This window comes from Virgibacillus senegalensis, from assembly GCF_000821245.2.
GTDB lineage: Bacteria > Bacillota > Bacilli > Bacillales > Amphibacillaceae > Sediminibacillus > Sediminibacillus senegalensis.
In genome coordinates, this window is sequence record NZ_LN611424.1 from 1,313,616 (window position 1) to 1,335,021 (window position 21,406).

Sequence of the window (21,406 nt, forward strand, 5' to 3'; positions counted from 1 at the left end):
TGTCCCATGCTTTGTTTAGAATTTCTGTCACAAAAAATAAATGAGAACAATTATCAAAATCATTGACGCAGAACATTAAAGCAAATAAACTGTTAATAGAGTAAAAATAATCTGGATAAGTGAATAATCGTTTGAAATAGTGTTGGAAGCCATCGCTCGTAAGGGAGAGGTTGCGAAATGGATACATTGACAGCGAAGGATTTGACCCTTGGCTACGGAGAGGAAATCATCATTGATGATTTAAATATAACAATCCCTAAAGGGGAAATCACTGTTTTTATCGGTGGAAACGGATGCGGGAAATCAACACTGCTGCGCTCGATGGCACGGCTTTTGAAGCCAAAGGAAGGCGGAGTGATTCTCCAAGGTGAAGAAATTGCCAAGATGCCGACAAAGGAAGTCGCCAGGAAACTGGCGATCTTACCGCAAAGTCCGGTAAGCCCAGAGGGATTGACGGTACTTGATTTGGTAAAGCAAGGAAGACATCCATACAAAAGCATGTTTAAAAAATGGTCCAAAGAGGATGACCAGGCAGTTGAGGAAGCATTGCAGGCGACAAACATGATGGACCTGCAGGATCGGCCTGTCGATTCTTTATCGGGTGGTCAGCGGCAAAGAGCGTGGATTGCCATGACTTTAGCCCAGAAGACGGAGACCATATTATTGGATGAACCAACTACTTATTTAGATATGACGCATCAAATCGAGATTCTCGATTTATTGTTTGAGTTGAATGAACGGGATGGCCGCACTGTCGTCATGGTATTGCATGACTTAAACCTGGCATGTCGTTACGCCCATCACATTGTTGCAATCAAGGATAAGCAGGTGTATGCGCAGGGTAGACCAGAAGAAATCATCAGCTGCAATATGGTGCATGACGTTTTCAACATGAAATGTGATGTGACGTATGATCCGATGTTCGGAACACCTATGTGCATTCCCCATGGAAGAGGCCGATGTTTAATCAAGAGTGCCGTGGAAGAAGCACGCCAGGCCCGAAAAGCGGAATCAATTGTATAAGTGTAAGAGGCCGATGGACTCACTGATTTTATCAGTGGGTTTTTTATGTCATGGCAGGTTTGTTTCCCCGGATGTGGATGTGATTTTCGTTTCCAGCTTATTATTTAGGTAACTGCCCAATATTTCATCAAGTTCGTCTTTGGGGCAGCCTTCAAATACCTCCAATAAATCATCGTGATCCATTTGTTCCAGAATGGAATGTATAAATACTTCTAAAAATTCTTTTTCCTCAAAATGCCGCAAATATAATTCAAAAAGGTTGTCTGCAAATTTCATGTTAACCTTTCCTTTCTAAGCTTGTTTGTAACTTACCTTATGCAGAAAGATGAAAATGTTGTTCATAAATTCCTGCAAATAGCGAAAATTAAAGGGTAGGAGGGTGAAAGATGGAAAAGAAAAGATACTTTGTCAATATAGGAACACTGGAGATTTCGCAAGTACAGTCAGGCAATAACAATGATTTCACGATCCTCGCTACGGATGAAGAGGTTTTCCAGCTAAGAGAAATGTTTGATGAAATGTATAACTCCGATATTACAGCCTTTTTTCGTACTCATTTGCCAATTGCTTATCATAAGGATTCCGTCAATGATCGGTATGACACTGGAATCGTATCGGCTTTTCAAATGCTTCATGATTTAGGTGATGACAAAACAAGGAGCCATATTGAAAGCATGCACATTCTTCCAGAACAATGATCGGAAGAATCAAATATCTCATCGATTAACATGATGGCGAGGAAGCTGACCTGAGTGCTTGAGGAAAAAAGCAATCGTGAAATCTGTGATAGGTAATACGAGAAGAAACATGCAGCCAGTACAAAGCTAAATGTTGTTTAGTGTATCGCATTTTTTACAAAATTAGACCTTGCCCGGCTTGCAGGCAAGGTCCTTTTACCTTACATAGGATTCTCCATTTCGATTGCAGTGTCGGTAACCTCTTGGGGGATTTGGATATTGTCTAATTCATTGAAGTTGCTGTAGGCTGCTTCCATCTGTTGAGATATATTGATGGTCGTGCCGTTTTCCTCTATATCAAGATCCATATCAACGGTCATATTTTCCGGATAATAAGACTTCTTATTCACCGTAATGGTGTAATCCAGTTGATGAAGGTTCAAACTGTTTAGCAACTCGTCCGTTATTTCTGCTTCAGGCAGGTTGTTCAGCTGCTCTTCCAGCAGTTTATTAAACCCTTCTCCACTGGCGCTCAGTGACAAAATATAACTATTTTCTGTTTCCTCCACTTGAAGATCGTTTACAAAGTCTTCCAGTTGTTTTAGTTGCTCGGTGGGATTTTGTTGGTGGGCTGAAACAGTATTCAGTTGGTCTACCAGTTCTTTAGGTCCTTTTATCCACTGCCCCTGCTGTGGGTCTTTAAAATAGATTCCTTTTTCGGTATAGTACATTTCCACTTCCTGATCCATTACGTCCATTGTTTGGAAAAAAGCGAGCGGTTCTAATTGGATTTTGGAGTGTAAAGTAGTGGAAATGGGCGGAATATTTACTTCGCCACCTTCCACTTGCTGGTTTACTTCAGCTTCCATTTCGAAATTTTTCAACTCTTCGGAAGCGGTAAGTGTCTGCTGGTAAATATCTTCGAGTTGCGTCTTTTCATCCGCACTACAGGCAGCCATTAAAAGCATGAGGAAAAACAAACTGAATACAGGTAATAAGATTTTTTTCAAAAATATCTCTCCTTTTTTTAAGGCTATTTCGTCCACATCTGGTGATGAGATCGATTCAGTAACCATACGTTAAAAAGAAGGAAAAAGTTTCAATTATTATTGGATTGTAGTAATGGTTTAAAAAAATGGGAATAAAGGTATAAAGAACTATCTAGCATGATGAACCTACAAAGGGGGAGGACCCATGAAAAAAACAACCGGAACGTTCTTGATGACGTGCGTACTTATGTTCATTATACCGATACTTATTTTATCCGCGCAAACCGATAAAGGAGAAATCGCAGAAGCAGGAAACACGGAGCATGTCGCACAAAAACAAGTGGAAAAGTCTTCCGGATCTGATCACGAGGCAAAGAAACGTACTCCTTCACATGAAGAACTGGTCTCTGTTACGGAAACATTTATCGACTTGCTTGTCCAGGAAACAGAAGAAAATTATCGTGTGACGGCTTACAGCTCAATCGATGAACTCACGGAAGCATTTAGCAGGGTAGCCACGCCTGACGCTGTGAAAAAATATATCGATTATTACTATACGGAAAAAGAGGACGGGTTATATCTTCTGCCGGCTGAAACACCGCCATGGTTTCAAAGTGAGGCTGAATATGAGATGATAGAAACAGGAGATGGAACAGTCAAGGTCATTCAGGACAACCAGACTGACTTACAGGGGAGCTACACATTAGAGCTTGAATTAACTTTTGACGACAACTGGAAAATCACCGAAACGAAACATTCTTGATATTCAAGTTCTAAAAGGCAGTTGAACGAATCATGTTAACATTCAAAGACTATTACAATAATGAAGTAACCCTTTCTTTCGAAGATCATCCTTTTTCCAAAAATCCAAAACATGTTTGGGTTATTTGCAGATATGAGAATCATTGGCTGTTGACCAAGCACAAAGAACGGGGGATTGAATTTCCCGGGGGCAAAGTGGAAGAAGGAGAAACAGCAGAAGAAGCGGCTGTCCGGGAAGTGGACGAGGAAACCGGAGGAGTCGTCGATGATTTGGTCTATATAGGTCAATATCATGTAGCAGGAAAAGGTGGAACGATTATAAAAAATATTTATTTTGCGACAATCGAAAAAGTTATTGAAAAAACCACTTATTATGAAACGGAAGGACCGGTTTGGCTTGAAAAATTACCGGAGCGTTTGAAAATCAATTCCGAGTATAGCTTTATGATGAAGGATCAAGTTCTTCCACACAGTTTAAAGCGTGTTTATATGTTAGCTCAATTCAGTTGACCCGTTCTGTTCCGCAACATGACTACAGGTTGTCGAAAAACTAATTCAAAGCTTTATGGCATGATGAAAGGCTGGCTCATTGAGACAGCCTTTTGTGTTTTTATGGGTGACTTTTTGTGACACCAGCCTTACCCGAATGGAAAAGGAGACCAGTCTATTGTTGCGTATGTTTGATCAGCCAATTTTCCAGCTTTTCAACGAGTTGATACATAATGGCGGCAAGGATGGCGATTACCAGTAAGCTGTAGAGGACTAGTGTGAAATCAAAAACCTGGAAGCCATAGACAATTAAATAACCAAGACCTTTGGCAGAAACAAGAAATTCCCCTACAATCACTCCGACCCAGGAAAGCCCGACATTCACCTTCAAAGTGGAAATCATAGCAGGAAAAGAAGCGGGAAGAATGGCTGTAGTAAAGCACTGCCTTCTGCTGGCGCCGAAGCTCTGCAAAACCTTTACATAGTTTTCATCTACCTCACGGAATGCAGAGTAGACGACCAATGTGGTGATAATGACACAAATGATCGCCCCCATCGCAATGATCGAAAAGTAGCCTGGTCCGAGGGCAACTATAATAATGGGCCCTAGGGCAACCTTTGGCATAGCGTTTAGTATGACTAAGTATGGATCTAATACTTTGGATAGTTTTTCGGACCACCAAAGAAGGGCAGCCAGAATGATTCCGAATAATGTACCGGCGACAAACCCGATGATGGTTTCAACAAGCGTCACACGCAGGTGAAACCAGAGAGATCCATCGAGAAGATTTTCTGTTAATAGCAGGCCGACTTTAGTTGGGGAGCTAAATATTAGTGGATCGACCCATTCCAATCTGCTCGCCAATTCCCAGAAGGCGAAGAAAAAAATAAAAATGATCAACTGCCACAACATAATACTTTTACGATAAGACTTTCTGTGTTTTCGATACTGTTCAAAAAGTTGATCATCAGACATGGTGTTTGCTTTCAAGGGTGTTCAACTCCTCCCAAATGCGATCAAACAGCAATTGATATTTTAAATGCTTCCTTGCCTGAAAAGGGGACAGGTTTCTGAGTTCGATCGGTACTTCGAAAACTTCAGCGATTTTACCGGGATTTGCCTTCATCAAGTAAATTTGGTCACTCATGGCGATCGCTTCGCCAATGTCGTGGGTAACCAGTACAGAGGTTTTGTGAAATTCCTTTAAAAGGTTGGACACTAAATCTTCCAATTTCAGTTTTGTTTGATAGTCCAATGCAGAAAATGGCTCATCAAGCAATAATAGCATTGGATCGGTGATAAGCGTACGGATTAGTGCCGCTCGTTGCCGCATTCCGCCTGACAGCTCAGCAGGATAGGCGTTGATGACGTTTTCCAAACCGATCTCCTTTAAAAACTCAATAGCNTCAAAGCTTTATGGCATGATGAAAGGCTGGCTCATTGAGACAGCCTTTTGTGTTTTTATGGGTGACTTTTTGTGACACCAGCCTTACCCGAATGGAAAAGGAGACCAGTCTATTGTTGCGTATGTTTGATCAGCCAATTTTCCAGCTTTTCAACGAGTTGATACATAATGGCGGCAAGGATGGCGATTACCAGTAAGCTGTAGAGGACTAGTGTGAAATCAAAAACCTGGAAGCCATAGACAATTAAATAACCAAGACCTTTGGCAGAAACAAGAAATTCCCCTACAATCACTCCGACCCAGGAAAGCCCGACATTCACCTTCAAAGTGGAAATCATAGCAGGAAAAGAAGCGGGAAGAATGGCTGTAGTAAAGCACTGCCTTCTGCTGGCGCCGAAGCTCTGCAAAACCTTTACATAGTTTTCATCTACCTCACGGAATGCAGAGTAGACGACCAATGTGGTGATAATGACACAAATGATCGCCCCCATCGCAATGATCGAAAAGTAGCCTGGTCCGAGGGCAACTATAATAATGGGCCCTAGGGCAACCTTTGGCATAGCGTTTAGTATGACTAAGTATGGATCTAATACTTTGGATAGTTTTTCGGACCACCAAAGAAGGGCAGCCAGAATGATTCCGAATAATGTACCGGCGACAAACCCGATGATGGTTTCAACAAGCGTCACACGCAGGTGAAACCAGAGAGATCCATCGAGAAGATTTTCTGTTAATAGCAGGCCGACTTTAGTTGGGGAGCTAAATATTAGTGGATCGACCCATTCCAATCTGCTCGCCAATTCCCAGAAGGCGAAGAAAAAAATAAAAATGATCAACTGCCACAACATAATACTTTTACGATAAGACTTTCTGTGTTTTCGATACTGTTCAAAAAGTTGATCATCAGACATGGTGTTTGCTTTCAAGGGTGTTCAACTCCTCCCAAATGCGATCAAACAGCAATTGATATTTTAAATGCTTCCTTGCCTGAAAAGGGGACAGGTTTCTGAGTTCGATCGGTACTTCGAAAACTTCAGCGATTTTACCGGGATTTGCCTTCATCAAGTAAATTTGGTCACTCATGGCGATCGCTTCGCCAATGTCGTGGGTAACCAGTACAGAGGTTTTGTGAAATTCCTTTAAAAGGTTGGACACTAAATCTTCCAATTTCAGTTTTGTTTGATAGTCCAATGCAGAAAATGGCTCATCAAGCAATAATAGCATTGGATCGGTGATAAGCGTACGGATTAGTGCCGCTCGTTGCCGCATTCCGCCTGACAGCTCAGCAGGATAGGCGTTGATGACGTTTTCCAAACCGATCTCCTTTAAAAACTCAATAGCCTTGGGTTTTATGGCCGACGTTTGTTTTTGTTGAATTTTCGGTCCGATAAGGACGTTTTCCAGAATCGTCTTCCAAGGAAACAAGTAATCCTGTTGAAGCATGTAGCCAATCTCTGCTTCGGTATCTTGGACCTGTTTACCTGCTAATCTCACTTCCCCCCGGGTTGGCCGGATAAGACCGGAAACAATGGAAAGCAAGGTCGTCTTTCCACAGCCGCTCGGGCCCAGAATGGAAATAAAAGAGCCTTCTTCCACTGTCATGTTTATATTATCCAGTGCCTTCGTATAGTTTTTTTCACTGAAATACTGATGGGACACCTGATTGAGAGACAAAAAAGACATGGTTAACTCCTCCTATTCAGCCATCACTTCTTCGGCAATCGTCGTGTTTACTAGCTCTTCATAGGGGATATCCTCCGGGAGTTCTCCGGCTTCATCCATAATTGCTTTCAGGTTATTCCATTCTTCCTCATCCAGCACGGGATTTTCTGCAAATGATTCCTGACTTCTGTAACGTTCAACAGAGGATGCTAGCAGCTCTAGATCCACATCCTCAAAGTATGGTGCTACGATCTCGGCTATTTTTTCTGAAGACTGTTCCTGGATGAACTTTTGAGCCTTGTAAATGGCTTTCGTGAATTTTTCAGCCGTTTCTTCATTTTCTTTCAGGAAGCTTTGTTTCGCCATAAATACTGTGTATGGAACATGGCCGGATTCCTCACCGAAGGAAGCTACAATATAACCGTTCCCTTCGGCTTCAAACTTGCTCGCCTGTGGTTCAAACAACTGTACATATTCGCCGGTGCCAGATGTGAACGCACCAGGAATATTTGCAAAATCAATATTTTGGATTAAGTTCAAATCTTCATGGGGATCGATTCCGTGTTGTTTCAACACATACTCGCCGACCATTTGCGGCATCCCACCCTTGCGCTGTCCCAGAAAGTCACTCCCGATTAAATCATCCCAGGTAAATTGGTCGTTAGGCTGTTTCGCTACCAGGAAGGTTCCATCGGTTTGTGTCAGCTGGGCAAAATTGATAATCGGGTCGTTGGCACCGCGGGCAGCAACGTAAATGGATGTTTCAGATCCGACGAGTGCAATATCTGCATCATCTGATAATAGTGCTGTCATGGTTTTATCTCCACCCCAAGTCGTCTGCAGCTCTACATCCAACCCTTCGTCTGCAAAATACCCTTGTTCCAAAGCGACATATTGAGGAGTATAAAAAATACTGCGGGTAACCTCGGCAATTTTTACTGAAGTGTTTCCTCCATTGGAACTGCATGCCGTCAGTGCAAGAGCACAAAGAATTGTGAATAAGCTTAACCATTGATTTTTTTTCATATCGGTCAACCTTTCATTGAATTGTATTCTGTTGGGGTATTGTATGCGCAAGCCCAAAAGTGTGTGTAACGCCCAGAGAAAGGAACCCAAAATACCAGGCATAATGCCCAAGGCGGGAAGAAATCCAGGCTAGGTGAAAGCAGAAAACAAATGGATAGGAATCCAGGGGAGGAGCAATAAAAAAACCTGTAGAAAAGTTTCCTTTTCTACAGGTGGAGGTTTAACATAAAAGTTGGTGATAAGGTAGCATTTTCTCTTTTAACTCCGGTACAAAGGCGAAGCATTTTTGATTTCATCACTGACTTGCGAAAATGATTGGAAGTTGTCATGGAATTTCGCTGCAAGCTTGGATGCCATTTCCTGATAAGAAGTATAAGAATCCCATGTTTCCCATGGTTTCAGCAGCTGAGAAGGAACACCCGGAACCGATTCTGGAATATGCAGCCCGAAAAAATCATCTGTTGCCGTATTCACTTCATCCAGCTTATTCTCCAGGACTGCATCGACCATTGCCCTTGTATAAACGAGCGGAATTCGTTCCCCAATGCCGAAAGGTCCTTTAATCCACCCGGTGTTGATAAGGTAGACGTCTGCATCGTATTTGTCTATTTTGTCACCGAGCATATCCGCATAGATCGCTGGGGCAAGTGGCAGAAAAGGTGAACCAAAGCAGGCGGAAAAGGTTGCTTCCGGAGCGGTGATGCCTCGTTCTGTTCCGGCAAGCTTACTTGTGTAACCGCTTAGAAAATGATACATCGCCTGTTCTTTTGTCAGTTTACTGATTGGCGGTAGAACGCCGAAAGCATCCGCGGTCAGGAAAACGATCGATTTGGGATGCGGTCCCTGGCTCGGGAAGATACTATTGTCAATATGGGAAAGCGGGTAAGCCGCCCTCGTGTTTTCCGTCAAGTCTGTATTGTTATAGTCAGGTATCCCTTCCTGGCAAACAACATTTTCCAATACAGCACCATGTTGGATAGCCTGAAAAATCTGTGGTTCTTTCTCTTCACTCAAGCCGATGCATTTGGCATAACATCCACCTTCTATGTTGAAAATACCATTCGGGGACCAGCCGTGTTCATCATCACCGATCAAGCCGCGTTCAGGATTTGCGGATAATGTGGTCTTACCGGTACCCGACAAACCGAAAAACAGGGCCGTATCTCCTTTTTTTCCGGTATTGGCCGAGCAATGCATCGGGAGCACACCTTGTTGGGGAAGCAGGTAATTCATAACGGAGAAGACAGCCTTTTTAATTTCTCCAGCATACTCGGTACCGCCAATTAATATGATTCTATCTTCAAATGAAATAATAATGAAAGCCTCTGAATTCGTTCTGTCCCGCTGTGGGTTTGCTTTAAAAGTCGGAGCGGAAATGACGGTGAATGGGTCTTGACTGCTGGCTAGCTCTTCATCTTCCCGAATGAATAGCTGACGGGCAAACAAATTATGCCAGGCGAATTCAGTAATGACCTGGATTGGAAGTCTGTAGTCCTTATCCGCTCCTGCCCATCCAGTAAAACGAAACAGCATATCCTGGGAGCGGAGATGTTGGATGACGCGTTCATATAAAGCTGTGAAGGCGTCTTTATCCATTGGTTTGTTAATGGTCCCCCAATCGATTTGTTCAGCAGCCTTTCCCTCATTAACAATGAACTTATCTTTTGGGGATCGGCCAGTGTATTTTCCTGTGCTGACGCTGACTGCACCATTGGCCGTAATCGTTCCTTCGCCCCGTTTCTGGATTATTTTTACGAGTTCTTCTGTCGAGAGATTAAGCTGACAGCTCTGCAGGATAGAATGACTGCTATTAGAAGCGCTTTCATTTGGGTGGTTCACTTGCTCACTTCCTTTGCGTAAAGTTGATAGGTTGATTATCGAATAGTATAACATAATGATTTATATATAACATACTGCTTTGCGTAATGGAAGGTGATATTTTACTATTTCGCCTATTGCTTTATTTTCGTTAGAATAAAGGGTATAGAATAGTAAAAGGATAAAAAGGCGGGATAATATGGAACGAAAATCGATTGTCCTTTATGATGGCGACTGCTACTTATGCCGGCAGACAAAGCAAGTGATTGGACTGCTGGACTGGTTCGGTGCTTTCCGGTGGCTCTCGCTGCAAGAATATGAACGTAGACAAACGGTTACCAGCAAGCAGAGGCAAGCAATAAGGGGAGAAATCCACATCGTTCAGCCAGACGGAAAAATAAACAAAGGATATCAGGCTGTCCGGTTCATGCTGATCCGCTGCCTCGTGACGGCACCACTAGGAGTGCTGATGTATCTGCCAAAATCAGAAGTACTGGGGGATCCACTGTACCGCTGGGTAGCTAAAAACCGTTATCGTATCTTTAAAAATAAATGTACCAATGGCGTATGCAAACTTCCTCAATAACGGAAGTTAATTCCTACCAAAAAGCTAGTAATTTATTGACATCGATGGCTTGTTTCGTTACGATAAATTGCGAACGGATACTCTCTTATCCAGAGACGGCGGAGGGACAGGCCCGAAGAAACCCGGCAACCATCATGGAAATGAAAAGGTGCCAACCTGATGCAAGGTTTTACCTTGGACGATAAGATGAGAAAGGCCATTTTCCTTTCCTTCTCCTGTATAAGGAAAGGTTTTTTGTTTGAATAGAGGTAAAAAACCATGTATTCGTGGTTAATCGTATAGAAGACAAAAAACACTTATGACGAAAATGGAAATTCACCAGCTGAACGAAACAGCAATATTATACCTAGGAAAGAGCGGTTCCGTATTATTTGATGAATTGAAGGAGGATTTAGCAGAATGGCTGCGAATCGTCGATTATTTACCTCAGAATCGGTTACGGAAGGACACCCGGATAAAATCTGTGACCAGATTTCTGATGCCATTTTAGATGAAATTTTAGCAAGCGATCCAGATGCCCGTGTTGCATGCGAGACAACTGTAACCACCGGGCTTGTGTTAGTTTCGGGGGAAATAACAACTACTACTTACGTGGATATTCCAAGCATTGTCCGCAAGACGGTAAAAAGTATTGGATACACGAGAGCAAAGTATGGCTTTGACGCCGAGACTTGTGCTGTCCTTACAGCGATCGATGAACAATCACCAGACATAGCGGGTGGTGTAGACCAGGCGCTGGAAGCACGAGAAGATACAAGCTATGATGAAGAAATTGAAGCAATTGGTGCAGGCGACCAGGGTTTGATGTTCGGATATGCAAACAATGAAACTCCAGAGCTGATGCCGCTGCCGATCTCGCTTGCCCATAAAATAAGTAAGCGTCTTTCAGATGTAAGAAAGGAAAGTATTCTTCCATACTTACGTCCGGATGGGAAAACACAGGTGACAGTGGAATACGATGAAAATGACAAACCGGTAAGGGTAGATACAATTGTCGTCTCCACACAACATCATCCGGAAATCGAACTGAAACAAATTCAGCAAGATATCAAAGAGTTTGTCATCAAGCCGATCGTTCCGGAAGAGTTTTTGGATGATAAGACGAAGTACTTTATCAATCCTACGGGAAGATTTGTAATTGGAGGTCCACAAGGAGATGCCGGCTTGACAGGTCGGAAAATCATTGTCGATACTTACGGGGGATACGCACGTCACGGAGGTGGAGCATTCAGCGGTAAGGATGCGACTAAAGTCGATCGCTCGGCTGCTTATGCTGCCAGGTATGTAGCGAAAAATATCGTGGCAGCTGAATTGGCTGAATCATGTGAAGTACAGCTTGCTTACGCAATCGGTGTGGCAGAACCTGTATCGATCTCGATTAACACATTTGGTACCGGTAAAGTTACAGAAGATGAGTTGGTAAAAGCCGTGAGGGAATTATTCGACCTTCGCCCTGCAGGTATCATAAAGATGCTTGACCTTAAACGTCCGATTTATCAAGACACAGCTGCTTACGGACACTTCGGAAGAACCGATATCGAGTTTCCTTGGGAAAAGACCGATAAAGTAGACAGTTTGAATAAAATTGTGAACCAGTAAAAATGGAAAAGCTCTGGAACGGTTTAACAAAGTGACCGGGACAAAAGCATACTGAACAAAGTAAGAACCGAACGATGAGTCAAACTCGTTCGGTTTTTCTTTATACAACATAGAATCAACGAACAATAAACGAAAGGAACATATAGAAAACGGACAGTAAGTGATTGAATAACCGTGACACTTATTGGGCATCCATCAATTCAAATTCCGCTATTATTCTGTTTCATCCGCCCGATTGGGCAGAGGGATGGTTTCATATAATGTGTTGTAACCGGCGCATGAACCGGTAAAAAAGGTTGATGGGCTTGGCAAAGGGGGTTATTCTTTGAGCCATTATGAAACATGCAACCGAAATATTGGAGAAGCCGTCAAGATTACCTGCCACGATGGGACCGTACACCGGGGAATCATTCACAGGGTACACCGTGATCGGGTAATTATCCGGCCGATTGAGCAAAGGGTCGGCGGCGGTCCAGGCGGGCCGGGTTTGTTTTTATACGGTCCAGGCTGGGGCTGGGGATACGGGGCTGCATTTGGCATTGCGTTTGCTTCCATTGCAGCACTTACCTTGCTTCCTTTCGTTTTTTGGTAGATTTTATTGTTCAAAACCCGGCAGGATTCCATATGAGGGATATTATGGAAGCCTGCCGGGTCTTTTGACAGGTTTTTGGGTGATTCGACTTTGTTGTTTCTATTTCAATTAGTATTGATATTTGGATTGTGCTATAATTAACAAGATGTCAACATATAGAAAGAGAGGCAAGATTATGTGTGGTTTTATCGGGATGATTCGCAACCAACCCCAAGTACCTGATCAAAAAAACAAAGATATCTTTCAATCACAAAATAATGTAATTACCCATAGAGGACCGGATGATGAAGGTTACTTTTATGATGAATATATTTCACTTGGCTTCAGAAGATTGAGTATCATTGATATAGAAAGCGGGCAGCAGCCGTTCAATTATGATGACGATCGCTATTGGATGATTTTCAATGGAGAGATTTACAATTATATCGAATTACGCGATCAACTAATTGAAAAAGGCTACTCCTTTGCAACAGAATCGGATACAGAAGTTATCATTGCTATGTTTAAGGAACATGGAACAGCTGCCTTTGAACAGTTGAGAGGTATGTTCTCAGTCCTGATTTGGGACAAACAGACACAAGTATTATATGGCGTAAGAGATCCTTTCGGGATTAAGCCGCTGTTTTACAGTGAAACGGACGAAGGTACATACTTCGCTTCCGAGAAAAAAAGCATTACCATGATGAGGGAAAGCGAAGAGGTTGATACTGCTGCCCTGCAACATTATTTAAGTTTTCAATTTGCTCCTGAACCGATGACGCTGACCGAAGGTGTCAAAAAGGTAGAGCCTGGGCATTTCTTTGTAAAAAAACCGGGAGAGCCGATTGCCTTTACACGTTACTGGCATGCCAAGTTTGCGCCGGTCTTAATGGAGAAGAACCAGTGGATTAAACGGATTCAAGATGTAATGTATGATTCCGTCAATGTTCATATGCGCAGTGATGTACCAGTTGGATCCTTTCTTTCCGGTGGGATTGATTCTTCTTTAATTGTAGCGATTGCCAGGGAATTCAATCCAAACATTAAAACCTTCTCTGTCGGTTTTGAAAGAGATGGTTATTCGGAAGTGGATGTAGCGAAAGAAACAGCCGAAAAGCTGGGTGTTGAAAATATTTCTTATACAATAACACCTGAGGAATATGTGCAAAAATTGCCGAAAATCATGTGGCATATGGACGACCCGTTAGCAGATCCGGCTTGCGTGCCGCTTTATTTTGTCGGAAGGGAAGCAAGTAAGCACGTAACTGTAGTGCTTTCCGGTGAAGGTTCAGATGAGCTGTTCGGCGGATACAACATTTACCGTGAACCGGAATCATTGAAGTTATTTGATTCGATTCCGTCACCAGCTAAAGGTTTGCTGGCCAGAGTGGCATCTGTACTACCGGAAGGAGTCAGAGGCAAAAGCTTTCTGGAACGTGGAACCACACCGCTGAAGGACCGGTATATTGGAAATGCGAAAATGTTTGAAGATGAAGAGAAGAAGCAACTGTTGAAGACGTACGATCCAAATCTTTACTACCAACAAGTCACCAAACCACTTTATGCCAATGTCGCGGGTGAAAACCCGGTAAATCAGATGCAATATATCGACATTCATACATGGCTGCGCGGTGATATCTTGCTGAAAGCTGATAAGACCACGATGGCCCACTCCCTAGAGTTGCGAGTGCCGTTCCTGGATAAAGAAGTTTTCCGGGTAGCAAGTGAAATTCCTGTCGATTTAAAGATCGCCAATGGGACGACCAAAAGTATTTTACGAGAAGCTTCCCGTGGCATCGTACCTGATCATGTACTGGACCGTAAAAAACTCGGATTCCCGGTTCCAATCCGTCACTGGCTGAAGGAAGAGCTTTATGATTGGGCGAAAAATCTGATTGCTGAAAGTGAGACAGGTCATTTGCTTCACAAAGGCTATATTGAAAAACTGCTGGAGGATCATCGACAAGGCAAGGGTGATTACAGCAGAAAAATCTGGACGGTATTGATGTTCATGTTATGGCATCAGATTTATGTGGAAAGAAAGTTTTCTTTCGAGGAATTACGACAAGAGGATAAAACAAAAAGCAAGCTTACGGTTTAACCGTAATTGCTTGCTTTCCCATTTGCACCCATGCTTCTTTGAAGTCATTGATGGGTGCTTTTCTTTGTTTTTTGGCAAGAGGATCGTTGAAATAGATGAATTTTTCATCATAACCCGTCACCAATACGGAATGCTCCTTCATGGTTACCTTGATGCTGCCCTGTTCCGTGTTCCAAGTTTGAAAATCATTTTCAGGCAATTTTTTAAAGGAAGAATTGGTGATGATCCAGACTGGCTGTTCGTTATGGATATGTTTAAGTATTTCGTAAAAATGGCCGCCGCTAAAATCATGTACACGATCACCTAAATATCTTGCCGCAAGCTTGGATACCGGCTCGTGATATACCCCAAAACCAGGCTTGTCCAACGAATACATATCACCTACGAACCCAACGGAAGGATTACCGAAAAATATTCCACTCTCTGTACGCCGGTAAGTGGTAGCATCTTTATCGATCTGCTTTGCCAGTTCTAGTTTGGATACCTCTATACCATTGTATTGAAGGAGCATCGCCAGACTGGTAACTTCGCACCCTCGCGGAAGTTCCGGATACTGCTGGATCAGAGGTGCTTCCAATTGTTTAGAATCGGAAAGCTGAAACTGTTCCAACAAAGGAAAAACCGGCTCCAATTCGGCCGAAGGAAGTTCATCTGCCAGGGCTCGTACAGGGTTTGCTTGTTCTTTCAGCCATACGGAAGCCGTCGGGAGCCAAGCGTTCCGGTTATGATGGAGAAACATCATTGATACAGTAAGAGCACAAAGGGCAAATAGCATTGCGTAGGATTTATAAAAAAGACGCCAAGAGTTCTTTTCGTTTCTGTGATGGAAATAAGTGAGCATGAGTGTCATCAGGATAGCGAAAATAAAAATAAATAATAGCACGATGCACTGCACCTCCTGTTAATAGAATAACGCATTTCGACAAAATAAACAGGAGGCAATTTTGACAAATTGACGTTATTTTTCCTGTTGCTCCTTGTAATAGCGTCCTTTCTCAACGTAGGAATGTCTGATTCTGTCCATTTCTTGAAAATCCTCATTGGTCAGTTCACGAATTACTTTGGCAGGACGTCCGAAGGCCAATGTCTTCGGCGGAATAACTTTACCGGGAGGAATAAGACTCCCCGCTCCGATGAAAGCATGTTCACCAATTTCAGCACCATCAAGAATGATGGAACCCATACCGACCAGGGCACCCTCTCTAATTACGGAAGAATGCAGTGTGACCTGATGGCCAATCGTTACACCTTCTTCGATGATAAGAGGTAACCCGGGGCTTTGGTGTAAAAGGCTGAGGTCCTGTATGTTTGCTTTTTTTCCGATATGGACTGGAGCGACATCGCCTCTGATAACGGTCTTAAACCAGATACTAGCTGATTCGTCAATGGTTACATCACCGGTGATGACCGCGTCATCTGCTATGAAAGCTGAATCATGGATGACGGGTTTTTTACCTTTGTATTCGTAAATCATTTGAATCCCCCCGTAAATTATGGTGATATAGAATATAGTATCATAAACCAAATCAGACATTTAACCAACGATTACTGAAAAAATGTTTTAGTGAAACAGAAAGAGGGAGAAACATTGCCATACAGCATCCCGCGTACTTCGCCGGTTTTAATGAAAAATGTGTATACGAGAATATTCCCCCAGGTAGATCGCGAGCTGGGTTATTGGGAAAACAGAGCAAATGCTATACCGAACGCGGAATTACGAAAACAGGCGCTGGACAGTCTTCGCGATAAAAAATTCCACTGTCAGGGTGGTACTGTCTACAGTATTTTGGCCGGACCCTATTGGCAGGAAGCGGTCCGTTTTATTGTTGCTTACCAGACAATCAGCGATTATCTCGACAATTTATGTGATCGCAGCACCTCGCTGGATCCCCGTGACTTCCGGATGCTTCACGAATCGATGAGGGATGCACTGACTCCGACGGAGCCGATTAAATCTTATTATCATTATCGGGTTGAACAAGAAGATGGAGAGTATTTAGCTGATTTGGTGAGGACGTGTCAAAATTGTCTTCGCAATCTCGACAGTTATCAGTTAATAAGCAGTTACATTCATCAGCTGGAGGGACTGTATGCTGACTTACAGGTGCATAAGCATGTGAGGGAAGAAGAACGCATTCCGCGCCTGGAAGGATGGTTCGAGGAAAACAGGGATAAATGGCCGTACTTAAGTTGGTATGAATTTTCTGCATGCAGCGGATCCACACTCGGCATTTTTTGCTTCGTTTCCTATGCGATGGGCGGAAAAATGTCTGAGGCTTTAGCTGATGAACTGTTTCATAGTTATTTTCCCTTCATGCAGGGGCTTCATATATTGTTGGATTATTACATCGACCAGCAGGAGGACTTGGAAGAAGGGGACTTGAATTTTTGCAATTATTATAAGACATCGGCAGAAATGAAGGAGCGCTTGCTCTTTTTCATCGAACAGACAAATAAAAACATCCAGCAACTGCCAAACCGTCAGTTCCACGAAATGGTTCACCATGGACTTGTCGGTCTCTATCTGGCAGATCCTAAAGTAGCTAAACTCGCAGGAGGAAAAGAAATTACCAAGACCTTGTTGCGGGCTGGAGGAATCAGGTCAGCTTTTTTTCACTGGAATGTGAAAATTTACAATCGGATAAAGCGTTAAATAACAAAACACAAGACAAAGGATTTAGAGTGACCCAATAATATGAGACAGGAAAAAACACCCCCAGAGTCGTATAAAAGTATTTATCGACATTTGGAGGTGTTTTTGTTATGGGAAAGAAGATGGTTTATCCTGAAGAAATCAAGAGAGAAGTTATACGCTTAAAGCTTTCTGGAGAACTCACGAACAAGGAGATTATGGAGAAGTTTGGCATTAAAAATGAGACACAGATCAAAACCTGGACGAAATGGTTTAGGAATGGAGAGGAGCACAGGTTGGCTCAACCAATTGGAAAACAATATGCTTTTGGAAAAGGGCCTGATGATGATAGTGAAATAAATCAGTTAAGGAAAAAAGTGAAGTATTATGAAATGCGAGATGAATTGTCGGGAAAGTACCAAGAAATCGAAAGGAAGTGGTTCCAGAAGTATTCGTTGAAGTCGTAGAAGCTTATAAAGAGAAATACACGATCACTACTATTTGTGAATGCTTCAAGATTCCAAGGTCAACTTATTATCGTTGGAAGGAGAGGATATCAGCTGAGTTGCCCCTTCTCCATCAATTAGTTATAGGTATTTGTCAAAGTCTTTCATTTAGGGTGGGACATCGAAACGTAAGGGGTATTCTCAAAAATGATTACAAAATGATGGTGAACCGAAAGACAGTACAAAAAATCATGCAAAAGTATAACCTTCAATGCCAAGTGAAAGTGAAAAGAAAGGTTTACATTGCTGGTGAAAGCAAGTTTGTGGTACCAAACCTTCTCAAACAGGATTTTAAGACGGACCGACCTAATCAAAAATGGGTTACAGATATCACTTACTTGCCTTATGGAGAAAAAATGCTTTATTTATCAACCATAATGGACTTGTATAATAACGAAATCATGGCCTATAAAGTTAGTGACACCCAAGATGTTAAGCTTGTGTTAGATACATTAGAAGCTGCTTGTAAAGGAAGAGAAACTCATGAAGTTATTCTGCATAGTGACCAGGGTGCTCAGTACACCTCTTATGCTTTTCAGGAACTGGCTAAAGAAAAAGGCATTACCACAAGCATGTCCCGAAAAGGAAATTGCTTTGATAATGCCGTAATCGAATCCTTCCATTCCTCGCTAAAGTCGGAAGAATTCAACACTCAAAATAGAGTGCTCCTTACAAACTCTATTGTACTAGAAAAAGTAGAATCTTACATGTATTATTACAACTACATACGACCGTTTTCAAAATTAAACTGCCACAGTCCTGTAGAATTCAGGACTATAGCAGCATAGGTGTTTTTTCTTGTCCCGTTTTGCTGGGTCAGTTCAATTGTCTTGTGTTTTTTATTAGGCTCTTTTCTCCGAACTCACCATATTTGGATACCAATCCGATCAAGATGCGTGATAGTCCGACGCTGCGGAAAAACATTCGCTTTCAGTGGGGAACGCTTCAGCCAGGGTACTACATGAATCAGCTTCTTCGCTCCCTTGGGTCGAGGAATCCAGCTACGGAGCTTAACTGGTAGACGCAGACCCATCCGTCGGGGTCTTCAGACTGTTCCTTACCCACTGGAGTCTCGCATTTTTCCGCAGCTTGGTATCAATTTCTGAATAGTAGGAGAGGAATTCCAACATTCTATTTGACAATATTACCTTTTAACAACGCAGGTAGAATACTTATAATCATCGAAATACAAACCGATTTTCTTCGCTGTTGAAGCATTCCTTTTGAGAGTATCCTCGGTTAGAAACATGAGGAGGAAAGGCCTCGGTGTACTCCGCAGAGCGTTAGCTCGAGGAAGCTCACCAGCAGCCCGCGGAAAACAAAGGGTATTTCCTCCCCAACGAAGGACACAACCTCTACAAAAACAGCCTTCTATTATTTCCGTTTTTGAACGGCGAGCAGAAATGGCGGATTGTTTTGCTGATTAATAAATGCATACTGGAGTACGGAAAATTTTTTCTGATCAAGGGAAGACACATAATCGAGTAATGCTTGTTTCTCTCGTTCACCGCCTTGATGTCCATAGTACACGACAATGGCGATCAAACCACCCTGCTTCAAGAGGGCGGCAATCGAATCAACAGCTGCAATCGTGCTTTCAGGTGTAGTAATCGTCTGTTTATCACTTCCTGGCAAATAGCCTAAATTAAAAATGGCTCCCCCGATACGACCGTAGTCCTCCTCCGATATATAGTCAGGTGCATATTGGTGATCGACCATATGTAACTGCACATTTTGTACGGACGCTTGATCGAGCAATTGTTTTGTCCGTTCAATGGCCTGGTTTTGAATATCGAATGCAAAAACTGTGCCTTTGTCGCCAACTAGCTTACTTAAAACAAGCGTATCGTGGCCGTTTCCGCAAGTAGCATCAATCGCTATATCGCCCGGGTTGATGGTTTGTTCTAATAAATCATGAGCAAATGGAATCACTTTTTTCACGGTTTCAATCTTTCCTTTCTTTTTCATGCAAGCATTTTACCATGAACTGCAGACATAGGAAAATCAACGAATGCAGGCTATGGTATGGATTTGGTTTGACTGCGCACCATAGTAAATGGGGTGATGATCATGGCGACCAGAAAATCAATTGATGATCTAATTGCAAAAACGAATACCTATCTTGCTGAGGCAGGAGAACAGCTCGATATCACCAATCGAAACGGCTATCCTGTGGATGCAAATTATTCGGAGGTCCAGGGAAAGCTGGACGCAATGGAATTGGAAATCGCCAAGTTGATGGACAGTGCCAACGCTCAACAGCGCGAACAACTGCATCGTCTCCACCTCAAAACCAGTCAATGTTTAAATGATATGATCCTGGTGCATAACGACTTATCAGGTGAATAATCAGAAGCACCATCACAGCTTTAAAGCTGGGTGGTGCTTTTTTAAAGCAGGCTGCAATCGACATGTTCGGGAGATAGTGCCCCCCATGCCCTTTGCATAAGTCTGTCATCCAAAAAAAGAAAGAATATTGTAAATTTACTTACTTCGAAGAATTGTCTAAAGATGTATTCAAATAATCCAGGACTCCCCGATATTATTCATGGGATTATTTTTTTATAAGGGGAGTTTTTATGAAGAAAATTAAAATCGTTTTCATTGCTTTATTCGCCGCATTATCCGTTCTTTTAATCTCCGGTTGCAATCAACAGAAAGCTGCCGGGGGAGAGGGAGAACAACTAAAAATAGGTATCATGCTCTCGGACGTCGGTCTTGGCGACCAGTCGTTCAGTGACTCGGCTTTTGCCGGGTTAACAAAAGCAAGAGATGAATTGGGCGTTATGTTCGATTACCGGGAACTAGATGAATCAGGTAGTTATGAACCGGGGCTGAGAGAGCTGATTGAAGAAGAGAACGATATCATTATCGGATTAGGTTACATGGTACAGGAGGAACTGGAAGAGGTTGCAAAGGAGTATCCTGATCAACAATTTGTGTTGATTGATGCGGTTTCTGGAGTTAAAAATATAACATCCGTTACATTTAAAGCAGATCAAGGGAGCTATTTGGCCGGGGTTTTAGCTGCTATGGCTTCGGAAAGCAATACAATTGGTTTTATCGGTGGAGAGAACAATGAAACGATCAACCAGTTTATGAACGCCTATAAAGATGGCGCTAGGTCGGTTTCTGATGATATCAACGTGTTGGTGGAATATGCTGGCGACTTTGGTGATGATCAGCTTGGAGCGGAACTTGCCGAAGATATGGCTGATAAAGAAGCAGATGTAATTTTCGCCGCTGCCGGATTTACTGGAACCGGAGCATTGAAAGCAGCCCAAGAACAAGGAATATATGCAATTGGTGTTGATTCTGATCAATATTTTTACGCCGAAGAAGCTGTAATTACTTCTGTCTTGAAAAATGTGGATTCAGCAGTATTTGAGCTTGCTTCCCAACTGAAGGAAGATCAACAGATTCAACAAGGTCAGTTGGAACTCGGGATTGACGAAAAAGGAGTGGGGCTGGCTCCGATGAGGATCATTCAATTATCTGATCAAGAAAAAGAGCTGTTGGAAACTGCAAAGCAGCAGTTAATGCAGTAGTTATAGGGGGA

Annotated in this window: 22 protein-coding genes, 1 pseudogene and 1 riboswitch; of the genes and pseudogenes, 12 read left to right on the plus strand and 11 right to left on the minus strand. The window is 42.7% G+C overall.

Annotated elements, in window-relative coordinates:
- Positions 1-177: 177 nt before the first annotated feature.
- Positions 178-1,023: an ABC transporter ATP-binding protein gene (locus tag BN1067_RS10555; protein WP_053218817.1), complete on the plus strand. Its 846-nt coding sequence runs from the start codon at positions 178-180 to the stop codon at positions 1,021-1,023.
- 48 nt (positions 1,024-1,071) lie between these two features.
- Here BN1067_RS10555 and BN1067_RS10560 read toward each other — a convergent pair whose 3' ends face one another.
- Complete coding sequence (locus tag BN1067_RS10560) at positions 1,072-1,299, minus strand: DUF6154 family protein (RefSeq protein ID WP_053218818.1); 228 nt, start codon at positions 1,297-1,299, stop codon at positions 1,072-1,074.
- A 110-nt stretch (positions 1,300-1,409) separates the two neighbouring features.
- Between BN1067_RS10560 and BN1067_RS10565 the strand changes: the two genes are divergently transcribed.
- Complete coding sequence (locus tag BN1067_RS10565; RefSeq protein ID WP_053218819.1) at positions 1,410-1,721, plus strand: hypothetical protein; 312 nt, start codon at positions 1,410-1,412, stop codon at positions 1,719-1,721.
- 200 nt (positions 1,722-1,921) lie between these two features.
- Here BN1067_RS10565 and BN1067_RS10570 read toward each other — a convergent pair whose 3' ends face one another.
- Positions 1,922-2,710, minus strand: a complete 789-nt coding sequence (locus BN1067_RS10570) for a DUF6612 family protein (protein WP_053218820.1) — start codon at positions 2,708-2,710, stop codon at positions 1,922-1,924.
- Between the two features lie 184 nt (positions 2,711-2,894).
- Here BN1067_RS10570 and BN1067_RS10575 point away from each other — a divergent pair, with 184 nt between their 5' ends.
- Positions 2,895-3,452 carry a hypothetical protein gene (locus BN1067_RS10575; protein WP_053218821.1) on the plus strand — a complete coding sequence of 186 codons (558 nt, stop codon included), beginning with the start codon at positions 2,895-2,897 and terminating at the stop codon, positions 3,450-3,452.
- Positions 3,453-3,484: 32 nt separating this feature from the next.
- On the plus strand, positions 3,485-3,961 hold the full coding sequence (gene ytkD / locus BN1067_RS10580) for an RNA deprotection pyrophosphohydrolase (protein WP_053218822.1): 477 nt from the start codon (positions 3,485-3,487) through the stop codon (positions 3,959-3,961).
- Positions 3,962-4,115: 154 nt separating this feature from the next.
- On the opposite strand, the gene BN1067_RS10585 is transcribed toward ytkD, so the two are convergent.
- The 6 genes and pseudogenes from BN1067_RS10585 to pckA form a co-directional block, all read right to left on the minus strand.
- Positions 4,116-4,916, minus strand: a complete 801-nt coding sequence (locus tag BN1067_RS10585) for an ABC transporter permease (protein ID WP_053218842.1) — start codon at positions 4,914-4,916, stop codon at positions 4,116-4,118.
- A pseudogene (locus BN1067_RS10590) lies at positions 4,909-5,346 on the minus strand (ATP-binding cassette domain-containing protein); the annotation flags it as partial. The gene BN1067_RS10585 and the pseudogene BN1067_RS10590, both read right to left, overlap by 8 nt.
- Positions 5,347-5,456: 110 nt before the next feature.
- Positions 5,457-6,257 (minus strand): ABC transporter permease, encoded by an 801-nt coding sequence (locus BN1067_RS10595; protein ID WP_053218842.1) that lies wholly within the window; start codon positions 6,255-6,257, stop codon positions 5,457-5,459.
- Positions 6,250-7,029: an ABC transporter ATP-binding protein gene (locus tag BN1067_RS10600; protein ID WP_053218823.1), complete on the minus strand. Its 780-nt coding sequence runs from the start codon at positions 7,027-7,029 to the stop codon at positions 6,250-6,252. Before BN1067_RS10600 ends, BN1067_RS10595 begins: the two co-directional genes overlap by 8 nt.
- A 12-nt stretch (positions 7,030-7,041) precedes the next feature.
- Positions 7,042-8,034, minus strand: coding sequence for an ABC transporter substrate-binding protein (locus tag BN1067_RS10605; RefSeq protein WP_053218824.1), 993 nt, complete (start codon positions 8,032-8,034; stop codon positions 7,042-7,044).
- 258 nt (positions 8,035-8,292) lie between these two features.
- A complete protein-coding gene (gene pckA, locus BN1067_RS10610; protein WP_110943426.1) occupies positions 8,293-9,927 on the minus strand; it encodes a phosphoenolpyruvate carboxykinase (ATP) in 1,635 nt (544 codons plus the stop codon).
- Between the two features lie 124 nt (positions 9,928-10,051).
- Between pckA and BN1067_RS10615 the strand changes: the two genes are divergently transcribed.
- The 4 genes from BN1067_RS10615 (at position 10,052) to asnB (ending at position 14,709) form a co-directional block, all read left to right on the plus strand.
- A complete protein-coding gene (locus BN1067_RS10615) occupies positions 10,052-10,438 on the plus strand; it encodes a thiol-disulfide oxidoreductase DCC family protein (RefSeq protein ID WP_053218826.1) in 387 nt (128 codons plus the stop codon).
- 82 nt (positions 10,439-10,520) lie between these two features.
- Positions 10,521-10,626, plus strand: a riboswitch (SAM riboswitch).
- A 211-nt stretch (positions 10,627-10,837) separates the two neighbouring features.
- Positions 10,838-12,037, plus strand: a complete 1,200-nt coding sequence (metK, locus tag BN1067_RS10620; protein ID WP_053218827.1) for a methionine adenosyltransferase — start codon at positions 10,838-10,840, stop codon at positions 12,035-12,037.
- A 325-nt stretch (positions 12,038-12,362) separates the two neighbouring features.
- Positions 12,363-12,629 carry a hypothetical protein gene (locus BN1067_RS10625; protein ID WP_053218828.1) on the plus strand — a complete coding sequence of 89 codons (267 nt, stop codon included), beginning with the start codon at positions 12,363-12,365 and terminating at the stop codon, positions 12,627-12,629.
- A 175-nt stretch (positions 12,630-12,804) separates the two neighbouring features.
- Positions 12,805-14,709: an asparagine synthase (glutamine-hydrolyzing) gene (gene asnB / locus BN1067_RS10630; protein ID WP_053218829.1), complete on the plus strand. Its 1,905-nt coding sequence runs from the start codon at positions 12,805-12,807 to the stop codon at positions 14,707-14,709.
- Here the strand turns inward: asnB and BN1067_RS10635 are convergent.
- Together BN1067_RS10635 and BN1067_RS10640 are read right to left on the minus strand one after the other, a co-directional pair.
- Positions 14,699-15,592, minus strand: coding sequence for a C39 family peptidase (locus BN1067_RS10635; protein WP_053218830.1), 894 nt, complete (start codon positions 15,590-15,592; stop codon positions 14,699-14,701). The two genes, asnB and BN1067_RS10635, sit on opposite strands and share 11 nt — an antisense overlap.
- A gap of 75 nt (positions 15,593-15,667) precedes the next feature.
- Entirely contained in the window at positions 15,668-16,183 is a 516-nt protein-coding gene (locus BN1067_RS10640; protein WP_053218831.1) for a gamma carbonic anhydrase, read from the minus strand.
- Positions 16,184-16,297: 114 nt separating this feature from the next.
- Between BN1067_RS10640 and BN1067_RS10645 the strand changes: the two genes are divergently transcribed.
- Positions 16,298-17,362, plus strand: coding sequence for a tetraprenyl-beta-curcumene synthase family protein (locus tag BN1067_RS10645; RefSeq protein WP_324777883.1), 1,065 nt, complete (start codon positions 16,298-16,300; stop codon positions 17,360-17,362).
- 110 nt (positions 17,363-17,472) lie between these two features.
- Positions 17,473-18,635 (plus strand): IS3 family transposase gene (locus BN1067_RS10650; protein WP_110943291.1). Its coding sequence is split into 2 segments (ribosomal slippage): positions 17,473-17,749 and positions 17,749-18,635, totalling 1,164 coding nucleotides; the frame shifts between segments, so codons are not numbered across the junction.
- Between the two features lie 586 nt (positions 18,636-19,221).
- Here the strand turns inward: BN1067_RS10650 and BN1067_RS10655 are convergent.
- Positions 19,222-19,788: a class I SAM-dependent methyltransferase gene (locus tag BN1067_RS10655; protein WP_234400669.1), complete on the minus strand. Its 567-nt coding sequence runs from the start codon at positions 19,786-19,788 to the stop codon at positions 19,222-19,224.
- Positions 19,789-19,917: 129 nt separating this feature from the next.
- On the opposite strand from BN1067_RS10655, the gene BN1067_RS10660 reads away from it, so the two are divergent.
- Positions 19,918-20,196 (plus strand): DUF2524 family protein, encoded by a 279-nt coding sequence (locus tag BN1067_RS10660; protein ID WP_053218833.1) that lies wholly within the window; start codon positions 19,918-19,920, stop codon positions 20,194-20,196.
- 230 nt (positions 20,197-20,426) lie between these two features.
- Positions 20,427-21,395: a BMP family lipoprotein gene (locus tag BN1067_RS10665; protein WP_053218834.1), complete on the plus strand. Its 969-nt coding sequence runs from the start codon at positions 20,427-20,429 to the stop codon at positions 21,393-21,395.
- The last annotated feature ends 11 nt before the right edge of the window (positions 21,396-21,406 follow it).

Excerpts from the sequence above, each read along its gene's own strand:
- pckA (WP_110943426.1), bottom strand. The coding sequence starts at position 9,927 with ATGTTATACTATTCGATAATCAACCTATCAACTTTACGCAAAGGAAGT.
- BN1067_RS10640 (WP_053218831.1), bottom strand. The coding sequence starts at position 16,183 with ATGATTTACGAATACAAAGGTAAAAAACCCGTCATCCATGATTCAGCT.
- BN1067_RS10585 (WP_053218842.1), bottom strand. The coding sequence starts at position 4,916 with ATGTCTGATGATCAACTTTTTGAACAGTATCGAAAACACAGAAAGTCT.
- ytkD (WP_053218822.1), top strand. The coding sequence starts at position 3,485 with ATGTTAACATTCAAAGACTATTACAATAATGAAGTAACCCTTTCTTTC.
- BN1067_RS10600 (WP_053218823.1), bottom strand. The coding sequence starts at position 7,029 with ATGTCTTTTTTGTCTCTCAATCAGGTGTCCCATCAGTATTTCAGTGAA.
- BN1067_RS10660 (WP_053218833.1), top strand. The coding sequence starts at position 19,918 with ATGGCGACCAGAAAATCAATTGATGATCTAATTGCAAAAACGAATACC.
- BN1067_RS10595 (WP_053218842.1), bottom strand. The coding sequence starts at position 6,257 with ATGTCTGATGATCAACTTTTTGAACAGTATCGAAAACACAGAAAGTCT.
- BN1067_RS10565 (WP_053218819.1), top strand. The coding sequence starts at position 1,410 with ATGGAAAAGAAAAGATACTTTGTCAATATAGGAACACTGGAGATTTCG.
- BN1067_RS10605 (WP_053218824.1), bottom strand. The coding sequence starts at position 8,034 with ATGAAAAAAAATCAATGGTTAAGCTTATTCACAATTCTTTGTGCTCTT.
- metK (WP_053218827.1), top strand. The coding sequence starts at position 10,838 with ATGGCTGCGAATCGTCGATTATTTACCTCAGAATCGGTTACGGAAGGA.
- BN1067_RS10665 (WP_053218834.1), top strand. The coding sequence starts at position 20,427 with ATGAAGAAAATTAAAATCGTTTTCATTGCTTTATTCGCCGCATTATCC.
- asnB (WP_053218829.1), top strand. The coding sequence starts at position 12,805 with ATGTGTGGTTTTATCGGGATGATTCGCAACCAACCCCAAGTACCTGAT.
- BN1067_RS10555 (WP_053218817.1), top strand. The coding sequence starts at position 178 with ATGGATACATTGACAGCGAAGGATTTGACCCTTGGCTACGGAGAGGAA.
- BN1067_RS10560 (WP_053218818.1), bottom strand. The coding sequence starts at position 1,299 with ATGAAATTTGCAGACAACCTTTTTGAATTATATTTGCGGCATTTTGAG.
- BN1067_RS10575 (WP_053218821.1), top strand. The coding sequence starts at position 2,895 with ATGAAAAAAACAACCGGAACGTTCTTGATGACGTGCGTACTTATGTTC.
- BN1067_RS10615 (WP_053218826.1), top strand. The coding sequence starts at position 10,052 with ATGGAACGAAAATCGATTGTCCTTTATGATGGCGACTGCTACTTATGC.